This window comes from Thermodesulfobacteriota bacterium, assembly GCA_040758155.1.
Classification (GTDB): domain Bacteria; phylum Desulfobacterota; class Deferrimicrobia; order Deferrimicrobiales; family Deferrimicrobiaceae; genus UBA2219.
The window spans coordinates 1-7,425 of record JBFLWB010000014.1 but is presented as its reverse complement, the minus strand read 5'-3'; the positions used below and the strand labels follow the sequence as shown (position 1 = coordinate 7,425).

Genomic DNA, 7,425 nt, shown 5'->3' with positions numbered 1-7,425 from the left:
CGCATTTCTCACCAGCCTCCTACTGCGGCGGCGGATACGGGCATGTCTACTGCGTTGCGCTCGGTCGGGCTCCTCGACGCACTGTCAAGTGCGCCTCCGGTGCCCTCGGTCGCGACGCCTTGTAGCCGCGTCCGTCTCCCCCGCCTCGCTACGGACGCTGGTGAGAAATGCGGGTTAGCCGGTTGTCGGGGTTGCGGCTCTCGCCGACGGAGGTGACCCGGATCCCCGCAAGGTCGACCACCGGGCATTTGTACTCGCAGATTCCGCACCCGATGCACAGGTCCGTCTCCACGACCGGGACCTTGACGACGGCCCCGCCCTTCCCCGGGTGGTCCCGGAAGACGATTGCCTTTTTCGGCGTGGGGCAATGCTCCTCGCAGACGATACAGGGGGTTCCCTGCGCGAAGGGCAGGCACCGGGACGGATCGACGAACGCAAGCCCTATGACCGTCTTGCGCTTCTCCTCCCGGCCGATCTTCCGGATGGCGGAGGTGGGGCACACCTGCCCGCAGAGGGTGCAGTTGTACTCGCAGTAGCCGATGCGGGAGATCAGCATGGGGGTCCACAACCCTTCGAGGCCGGCCTCGAGCAGCGTGGGCTGCAGCCCTCCCGTGATGCAGACCTTCATGCATTCCCCGCAGCGGACGCAGCGTGAGAGGAAGTCGTCCTCCTTCCGGGAGCCGGGAGGGCGGACGAGAGAGGGAGAAGGGAACGCCGAGGCGGGGGTGGTCTTCAGCACCAGCGCGGACGCGGCGCCGAATGAAAGCGCAGCCAGCGCCGAACGACGCCGCACGTCCACCCGGTCCTCCGTGCCCCGCTCCGTGGAGAACTTCCACGAGAGCGCGTCCTCCGGGCAGACCGCCGAGCAGTTGAAGCAGGTCACGCATTCCGAGGGGGACCAGTTCCCCTGCGTGTGCGGGTTCGCGCCGCCCGCGCAGGCGTCGCGGCACGCCATGCAGCGCGTGCACTTCTCGTTCATCGAAAGGCGCAGCAGCCCGAGGCGGGACAACCATCCCAGCAGCGCCCCCAGCGGGCAGACGAAGCGGCAGAAGAAGCGCGTGCGGTACCGGTTCAGCGCGAGGACGCCCGCGAGCAGCAGAAAGAAGAGGAACGCCTGCCCGTACCGCGAGGCGTGGAAGGGGAGGAAATGTGCCTGCAGGAAAGTGTACGCGCCGTCGAAGAGGTCCGAAACGGGGCGCGACGGGAGGGCGTACCCCCATTCGAGGACCCCGCGCAGCGCGGCGTTGACGGCGGGGAGGATCGAAAGCGACAGCGAGCGGATCAGGAAGGAGATCGGGTCGAGAATCCCCGCCGCCTGGAGGCCGAGGAGGGCCGCGCCCAGGAAAAACAGCAGCACGAAGTATTTCCAGCGGCTGCCGGCGGTCTTCACCCCCCGCTCCGGCGCCGCGGGCCGTCCCGCGTAGCTTACCGCGTGGTGCAGCGTGCCGAAGGGACAGACCCAGCCGCAGAACGCGCGTCCGAACAAAAGCGTCAGCGGCACGATCGCAAGCGCGAGGAAAAGCGCCGCGGGGAGCTTGTGCGCCGAAAGGAGCGACGACGCGAGCACGAGGAGGTCGGCGTCCAGGAAGACCTTCACCGGGTAGGCCAGCTCGTCGCCGCCGCCGTAGTCGGTCTTTATCAGGAGGACGAAAAAAAGCGCGAGGAACGCCGCCTGGGAGATCCGCCGGGCGGTCCGCTTCGCGTCGGAGGCTGTGCGCACCGTGTCGTCCGCCCTACTTGTAATCGGGCCGCGTTTCGTACGGCAGCGGATCGGCCGCGTCCGCCTCGGCGAACGCCCGGAGACGCAGGGCGCAGGAATCGCACCGCCCGCACGCCTTCCCGCTTTCCCGGTAGCAGGACCAGGAATGATCGAAGGGGACGCCCAGCGACAGCCCCATCCGGACGATGTCCTTCTTCTTGAGCCCGATGAAGGGCGCCTTGACGACGATGCCGCTCCCTTCCTTCGTTCCCCGGCGGATCGACTCGTTCATCGCCTCGTAGAACTCAGGGCGGCAGTCCGGGTAGCCGGAGGAATCGGCGGCCACGGCCCCGATGTAAATGTTCCTGGCCCCGAGGACCTCGGCCCACGACACGGCGATGGCGATCAGGTGCGCGTTGCGGAAAGGGACGTACGTCACCGGAACGTCCCGCCGCTCCAGGTCGGCCTTCGGGACCTCGATCGACCCGTCGGTCAGCGCGCTTCCGCCGATCGTCTTCAGGTACCCGATGTCCGCGACCAGCCGGCGCCCGGGCGGGACCTCCAGGAATTCCGCGATCCGCCCGAAGCAGGCGAGCTCCCGGGCCTCCGTGCGCTGCCCGTAATTGACGTGGAGCAGCGCCAGCTCGCATTCCCGGCGGCAGAAGGCGGCCATCACCAGGCTGTCCATCCCGCCGCTGACCAGCGCGATCCCGATCGGCTTCCCCTGCCTGTCCATGTCAGACCCCACGGCGGTCAGGCCCCCAGACGCATTTGTGGACCTGGAGGTGGAACCGGACGTCCAGCGCGTCCTCCACGATCCACCCGGCGAGCTTCTCCGGCGGGAGGAACCCGAAGGCCGGGGAGAAAAGGACCTCCCAACGGGACTTCCCGCGGCGTTTTTCCAGCACCTCCCGCGCGAACTCGTAATCCTCGCGCGAGGAGATCACGAACTTCACCTCGTCCCGCTCCCCGAGGTGCCGGAAATTGTCCCAGAGCATCCTTCCGTGCTCCCCGGATCCGGGGCACTTGACGTCCATGATCTTCACCGCCCGCGGATCGAGGGAGGACAGGGAGATCGAGCCGTTCGTCTCGACGAGCACCAGCATGTCGAGGTCGAGAAGGGCCTTCACGAGGACGGGCGCCTCCTCCTGGAGCAGCGGCTCCCCCCCGGTGACGCAGACCCGGCGCAACCCGAACGCGGCGACGCGGGAAACCGCGTCGTCCAGGGAGAATTCCACGCCGGAATCGTAGGCGTAGGCGGTGTCGCAGTATCGGCAGCGCAGGTTGCACCCGGTCAGCCGGACGAAGGCGAACGGATACCCCGCGTACGATGTCTCCCCCTGGATGCTCGCGAAGATCTCCGTGACGGTCAGCAACGGCTCAGCCAGTGCTGGAACAGGGCGTTCCTTCCCCGGAGGATGTCGAAGAAATACGCCTGGATCTGCTTGGTGACCGGCCCCGGCTTCCCGGCGCCGATCTTCCGGTCGTCCACCTCCCGTACGGGGGTGATCTCCGCGGCGGTGCTTGTGAGGAACATCTCGTCGGCGATGTACATCTCGTCGCGGGTGAGCCGGGATTCCTTGATCGGGATGTCCATTTTCTGCGCGATCGTGATCACCGAGTCCCGCGTGATCCCCGGCAGGACGGAGGTCAGCGGCGGCGTCTGGAGGATCCCGTTGCGGACGATGAAAACGTTCTCGCCGGTGGCTTCCGCGACGTGCCCCTCCGCGTCGAGGAGCACCGCCTCGTCATACCCCCCCTTGACCGCTTCCCACTTCGCCAGCACGAAGTTGGCGTACTGGCCGCACACCTTCCCCTTGGACATCGCGGCGTTGATATGGTGCCGGGCGAAGGAGGAAACTTTCGCGCGGATCCCCTTCTTCTGGCTGTCCTCGCCGGGGGAGGCGCCCATGGGCCAGGCCGCAATCGCCACCCGGACAGGGTTGGACCGGGCGAACAGCCCCATTTCTCCCTCCCCGAGGAACGCGATCGGCCGAATATATCCTTCCTCCAGCTCGTTCGCCTGCAGCGTCTTGTGGATGGCGGCGCATATCTCTTCGTGGGTGAAAGGGATTTCAATTTGTACAATGTGCGCCGAGGCGAAGAGCCGGTCGACGTGCTCCTTCATGCGGAAGACCGCGCAGCCGCCGTCGTCGGTCTTGTAGCAGCGGATCCCCTCGAACACCCCCAGGCCGTAATGCAGCGTGTGGGAAAGGACGTGTACCTGCGCCTCGTCCCAGTTGACGAGCTTGCCGTCGGACCAGATCTTCCTGGGCTTCTGCACCGCGGGCCGCCCTCCCTCCGCATGGGTATGTGATATTCTTGCAACAGCCGGAAACGGTGTCAAATCAAGGAAGAGGAAGGACTTGCCGCAGAACTCCTTCGCGCCGGCGGGACCCCGGGAAAAAAGGGAGCTTCGCCTCCGGACCGCGCGGCTCTCCCTGGCCGGCGGCATATCCCTGTGCCTCCTCAAGCTGGCGACGGGGATCCTCGCGGGGTCCCTCGGCCTCCTCGCCTCCGCGGCGGACAACATGGGGGATATCCTCATGTCCTTCGTCAACCTGATCTCGGTCCGCAAGGCGATGGACCCGGCGGACGAGTCGCACCCGTACGGCCACGGGAAGGTCGAGACCGTTGCGACGCTGCTCCAGGGGGGCGTCATCGCCCTGACGGGCGCTGGGGTGGTATGGGAGGCGGTCCGGCGCCTGCGGGAAGGAGTCGCGCCGGCGGGGATCGGCCTGGACGCGGGTATCTTCGTGATGGCGTTCTCGATGGCGGCTTCGTGGTGGCTCTCCGAGCGGATCCGGAAGGATGGAGAGGCGAGCGGCTCCACCGCGCTCGTCGCCAATTCGCTCCAGTTCCGAACGGACGTTTACTCGGGGGCGGGCGTCCTGTTCTCCCTGGTGCTGTTCCGGCTCACCGGGTGGAAGTGGCTCGACCCGGGGATCGCGCTGGCGGTGGGCGTCTACATCTTCGTCGTCGCGCAGCCGCTGCTGGCCGGGGCGGCGCAGGAGCTGCTGGACCGGGGGCTACCGAGGGAAACGGTACGGGAGATCGAGCGGATCATCGACGCGCACCGGCCGATGGTGCGGGATTACCACGCCCTGCGGACGCGGCGGTCCGGTCCGGAGCTGCACGTGGATTTCCATGTCGTGATGTGCCGGGAGCTGCCGCTGGGGGACGCGCACCGCGTGGTGGACCACCTGGAGCACGAGATCCACGAGCTCCTCGGGACCGCCCAGGTGGTGACCCACATCGACCCCTGCGACATCGCCTGCGGGGGAGTACGGGAGTGCGCCCGGGTCCGGAAGATGGTCCACGAGTTCGACGGCCCCGGCTACGACCGGAGGAAAGGAGAAGCCCGGTGAAAGGCTCGATGCTGTTCCTCGTCATCCTCCTGGCGCTGGTGGCGCTGTTCGCCGTCCAGAACCCCGGAATCATCACCGTGCGCTTCCTGACCCTCACCGGCGAAACGCAGCTCCTCGTGGTAATCGTCGCCTCGTTCGCGGCCGGCGTGCTGGGAGCGGGATTCGCGGCGCTGCCGGGATACTTCCGCCGGAGGTCCGAAGTGAAGGCCCTCAAGGCGGAGATCGAGACGCTGAGGCGGAAGGCGGAGCCGCAGAAGCCGCAACCCCCGGAGGCGGGAGGAACCGCGTGAAGGACCTTCCCGCGCGGCTGCGCGAGATTGCCCGCCTGCTCGCCGGACGGTACGGGAGCCCCGGGCTCTGCGGGCACGAGACGTCCCCCCTGGACAACCTCGTCCTGACGATCCTTTCCCAGAACACGAACGACGCCAACCGCGACCGCGCGTTCGCCTCGCTTAAAAGACGGTTCCCCACGGTCCCGCGGCTGGCCGCGGCCAAGCCTGCGGAGCTGGAAGGCGCGATCCGCGCGGGCGGGCTGGCGAAGGCGAAGGCGGCGGCGATCCTTTCCGCGCTGGCTCGGCTTCAAAAGGAGCGGGGCGGCTACACCCTCGAGTTCCTCCGCGCGATGCCGATGGAGGAGGCGCGCGCCTGGCTCGTCTCGCTCAAGGGCGTGGGCGTGAAGACCGCGAACATCCTGCTGCTGTTCTCCCTCGGGTTCCCCGCATTCCCCGTCGACACGCACATCCTCCGGGTGACGAGGCGTCTCGGGCTGGTCCCTCCGTCGTCCACTCTCGCGAAGGCGGCCCTTCTGCTCGAGCCGCACATCCCGGAGGGAGCCCACGTCCCGCTGCACCTGAACATCATCCGGCTGGGGCGCGAGCTGTGCAGGCCGCGGAACCCGCTGTGCCCGTCGTGCCCGCTGCTTCCCGTCTGCCCGACCGGGGCGAAGGCCGTCCGGCGGGGGAGGGCCGATTGACGATCCGGGCTGTCTTCCAATGGACTTTCATCGCGCTGCTGACGCTCGTCCTGGGCGTTCCTGCCGCGCTGATCGGCATGATCGCCCCCGGCAGGCACCGGAAGGGGAAGATATTCCTCTGGTTGTCGAAGATCTATTCCGGCATCGCCCTGTTCGTGTTCGGGGTGAAGGTGGAGGTCCGCGGCCTGGACCGCGTGGACCGGAGCGCGCCGTACGTTTTCATGGCGAACCACATCAGCTACGTCGATCCCCCCTCGCTGGCGTATGCGATCCCGCATCCGATGTTCTGGGTGTTCAAGAAGGAGCTGGCGAGGATCCCGGTCTTCGGGTGGGTCCTCCTTTCGCTGGGGCAGATCATGGTGGACCGGTCCGACGCCCGGCAGGCGCGCGGGGCGATGGCGAACGCGGCGGAGGGGCTCCGCGGGAACCAGTCGATCCTGATCTATCCGGAGGGGACGAGGAGCAAGGACGGAAATCTCCAGCCGCTGAAGAAGGGCGGCTTCCACATCGCGATCCGGACGGGGCTCCCGATCGTCCCGGTTCGGATCTCCGGGAGCGGCGACGTTCTTCCGCACGGAGCGATCGCCGCCCGGCCGGGGCGCGTGGTCGTCGAGCTGTTCGACCCCATCCCGACGGCGGGGCGCGCCGAGGCGGAGATCCCGGAGCTCATGGCCCGGGTTCGGGACGCGCTGGTTTCCTGAACGCCGGATCGAAGAGGTAGAACGCCAGCGTCCCCGCCCCCACCGCGGCGGCGGCGGCGCAGAACATCGCCCCGTAGCCGAAGCGCTCGGCGACGAACCCGAAGGCGGCCGCTCCCGTCACCATCCCCATGTCGAACGACCCGCTGAACATCGCCATCGCCATCCCGCCGGATTCGCCCCGCGACCGTTCCAGCACCAGCGCGGAGAGGGCGGGGAAGAGCAGCCCGTGACCCGCCCCCGCGGCGGCCCCCGCGACGGAAAGCGCCGCCCCCGCTCCGGCGAAGGGGATCAGCAGGTTCCCTCCGCACAGCAGGAGCAGGGAGACCAGCGTCACCCATTCGTGGGGAAGCCGGTCGAGGAGCCGGCGCCCCATCACCCGGGTGGCGATGACCGTGGCGGAGTAGACGAACATGAACACGCCGATCGACCCCCTTCCGCCGCCCAGCAGGTAGACGGGGAGGAACGTGAAGATCGATCCGTACGCCATGCCGAAGAGGCACCCGGCGGTGTTCGGAAGAAGGAACGGCCGCGTGAGATAGACCGCGAGCGACGCGAAGGAGATGCGCTCCCGCGCGGCGGGCTCGCGCATGCCGGCCGGGAGAAGGGCGGAAAGGACGGCGACGGCGGACGCCCCGGCGAACAGGCCGGCGAATCCCGCCTGGCGGATGACCCACTCCCCGACCC

General features: G+C 68.1%; 9 protein-coding genes. 4 read left to right on the top strand and 5 right to left on the bottom strand.

Features of this window, described 5'->3' with window-relative positions:
* Positions 1-148 precede the first annotated feature (148 nt).
* The 4 genes from AB1346_01075 to AB1346_01060 are packed head-to-tail and all read right to left on the bottom strand — an operon-like array spanning position 149 to position 3,983.
* Complete coding sequence (locus AB1346_01075) at positions 149-1,720, bottom strand: 4Fe-4S binding protein (GenBank protein ID MEW6719020.1); 1,572 nt, start codon at positions 1,718-1,720, stop codon at positions 149-151.
* 13 nt (positions 1,721-1,733) lie between these two features.
* Complete coding sequence (queC, locus tag AB1346_01070) at positions 1,734-2,435, bottom strand: 7-cyano-7-deazaguanine synthase QueC (protein MEW6719019.1); 702 nt, start codon at positions 2,433-2,435, stop codon at positions 1,734-1,736.
* Between the two features lies 1 nt (position 2,436).
* Positions 2,437-3,075 carry a radical SAM protein gene (locus tag AB1346_01065; GenBank protein MEW6719018.1) on the bottom strand — a complete coding sequence of 213 codons (639 nt, stop codon included), beginning with the start codon at positions 3,073-3,075 and terminating at the stop codon, positions 2,437-2,439.
* On the bottom strand, positions 3,069-3,983 hold the full coding sequence (locus tag AB1346_01060; GenBank protein MEW6719017.1) for a branched-chain amino acid transaminase: 915 nt from the start codon (positions 3,981-3,983) through the stop codon (positions 3,069-3,071). Before AB1346_01060 ends, AB1346_01065 begins: the two co-directional genes overlap by 7 nt.
* Positions 3,984-4,065: 82 nt before the next feature.
* Here AB1346_01060 and AB1346_01055 point away from each other — a divergent pair, with 82 nt between their 5' ends.
* From AB1346_01055 to AB1346_01040, 4 genes are read left to right on the top strand one after another with little or no spacing between them, the layout of a single operon-like run.
* Positions 4,066-5,067: a cation diffusion facilitator family transporter gene (locus AB1346_01055; GenBank protein ID MEW6719016.1), complete on the top strand. Its 1,002-nt coding sequence runs from the start codon at positions 4,066-4,068 to the stop codon at positions 5,065-5,067.
* Positions 5,064-5,357 (top strand): LapA family protein, encoded by a 294-nt coding sequence (locus AB1346_01050; GenBank protein ID MEW6719015.1) that lies wholly within the window; start codon positions 5,064-5,066, stop codon positions 5,355-5,357. The genes AB1346_01055 and AB1346_01050 overlap by 4 nt, the downstream gene beginning before the upstream one ends.
* Complete coding sequence (locus AB1346_01045; protein MEW6719014.1) at positions 5,354-6,040, top strand: endonuclease III; 687 nt, start codon at positions 5,354-5,356, stop codon at positions 6,038-6,040. The genes AB1346_01050 and AB1346_01045 overlap by 4 nt, the downstream gene beginning before the upstream one ends.
* Positions 6,037-6,741: a lysophospholipid acyltransferase family protein gene (locus AB1346_01040; protein ID MEW6719013.1), complete on the top strand. Its 705-nt coding sequence runs from the start codon at positions 6,037-6,039 to the stop codon at positions 6,739-6,741. The genes AB1346_01045 and AB1346_01040 overlap by 4 nt, the downstream gene beginning before the upstream one ends.
* Here AB1346_01040 and AB1346_01035 read toward each other — a convergent pair.
* Positions 6,707-7,425, bottom strand: a 719-nt coding sequence (locus tag AB1346_01035; GenBank protein MEW6719012.1) for an MFS transporter, incomplete at its 5' end; no start/stop codon positions are given. The genes AB1346_01040 and AB1346_01035 overlap by 35 nt on opposite strands.

Excerpts from the sequence above, each read along its gene's own strand:
- queC (MEW6719019.1), bottom strand. The coding sequence starts at position 2,435 with ATGGACAGGCAGGGGAAGCCGATCGGGATCGCGCTGGTCAGCGGCGGG.